At 76.6% G+C, this 1,520-nt stretch carries 1 protein-coding gene and 1 pseudogene; both read right to left on the bottom strand.

All coding sequences use genetic code 11. From position 1 onward, the window contains the following. Window positions 1-197, bottom strand: a pseudogene (locus tag AA75_RS39895) (hypothetical protein); the annotation flags it as partial. 148 nt (window positions 198-345) lie between these two features. Then, window positions 346-1,323, bottom strand: a complete 978-nt coding sequence (locus AA75_RS39890; RefSeq protein WP_033825376.1) for an NAD(P)H-quinone oxidoreductase — start codon at window positions 1,321-1,323, stop codon at window positions 346-348. Window positions 1,324-1,520 lie beyond the last annotated feature (197 nt).

Below are 1,520 nucleotides of genomic sequence, written 5' to 3'. Positions count from 1 at the left end.
CCGGCCGGTCCCTGCGGCTCGGTGGCGAACGCGGCGGGCAGCGCGGCCGCGGGTACGGCGACCGGCCCGGCCGCCAGGGCCGGGCCCGCCAGCAGCACCGGCAGCACCAGGCCGGTCCCGGTCAGCACGGCACCACGGCGCACGGCCGCGGGAAGGCCGGAGCGGAAGGTCGAGAGCACGTACGCAAGCGCGGCCATGGGAAGCAGGTCCTTCCGACGGCCGACCGCAGCGGGGCGCGATCGGCGGCGGACAGCTCCGCACCAGCCTCACACAAACCGACAATCCGGGCATTTCGGCAGGCTGGGCCCTCGGGACCACCCCCGGCCCGCCGCCGACCCGCGCCGCTCAGACCTGCAGCACCACCTTGCCCACCTGCTCACCGGCCTCCAGCACCCGGTGGGCGGCGGCCGCGTCCGCCATCGGCAGCACCCGGTCCACCACCGGCCGCACCACGCCCGCCTCGACCAGCGGCCAGACGTGCTCGCGCACCGCGGCCACGATCGCCGCCTTCTCCGCCAGCGGCCGCGGGCGCAGCGAGGTGGCCGCGACCGCGGCCCGCTTGGCCAGCAGGGTGGCCAGGTTCAGCTCCCCCTGCACCCCGCCCTGCAGGCCGATGATCACCAGGCGGCCGCTGACCGCCAGCGCGTCCACGTTCCGCTGCAGGTACTTGGCGCCCATGATGTCCAGGATCACGTCGGCGCCCGCCCCGCCGGTGGCCTCCCGGACCGCCGCCACGAAGTCCTGCTCCCGGTAGTTGATGCCGACGTCCGCGCCCAGTTCGGCGCAGCGCGCCAGTTTCTCGGCGCTGCCCGCCGTCACCAGGACCCGCGCGCCGACCGCCTTGGCCAGCTGGATCGCCATCGTGCCGATGCCGCTGCCACCGCCGTGCAGCAGCACCGTCTCGGCGGGCCGCAGGTGGGCCACCATGAAGACGTTCGACCAGACCGTGGCGGCCACCTCGGGCAGCGACGCCGCCTCCACCGGGCTCAGGCCCTTCGGGACCGGGAGCAGCTGCCCGGCGGGCACCGCCACCCGCTGCGCGTAGCCGCCGCCGGTCAGCAGCGCGCAGACCTCGTCTCCGACGGCCCACCCGGCGACGCCGGGGCCCAGCTCGACGATCCGGCCCGAGCACTCCAGTCCCGGGTAGGGCGAACTGCCCGCCGGCGGGTCGTAGAAGCCCTGACGCTGCAGCAGATCGGCCCGGTTGACGGCGCTCGCCGCGACCTCGACCAGCACCTCTCCGGCGGCGGGCACCGGGTCGGGCACCTCCGTCCAGGTCAGCACCTCGGGTCCGCCGGACTGGGGAATCGTGATGGCTCGCATGGCGCCACGCTACGCGCGCACCACGGCCCATGTCCGGTCGGCCCGCTGGCGGGTGACGGGGGGACGGCTGCGACACTCCGCGCCCGAGCGCCGGTTCGCGGCCCGCCGGACCCCATGCTTGTCCCTGTGCCGAACACCGAACCCAGCACCGCGGCCCGCGGCCGGCCGCCGCGGCCCGGGCGCCCGCGGCGGCCACG

This window comes from Kitasatospora sp. MBT63, from assembly GCF_000710465.2.
Lineage (GTDB): Bacteria > Actinomycetota > Actinomycetes > Streptomycetales > Streptomycetaceae > Kitasatospora.
Note: the sequence above shows the minus strand (reverse complement) of the source record. Positions and strands in the feature narration are given on the sequence as shown.

Bases quoted from the DNA above. Each gene is read 5' to 3' on its own strand.
- AA75_RS39890 (WP_033825376.1), bottom strand. From the start codon at position 1,323: ATGCGAGCCATCACGATTCCCCAGTCCGGCGGACCCGAGGTGCTGACC.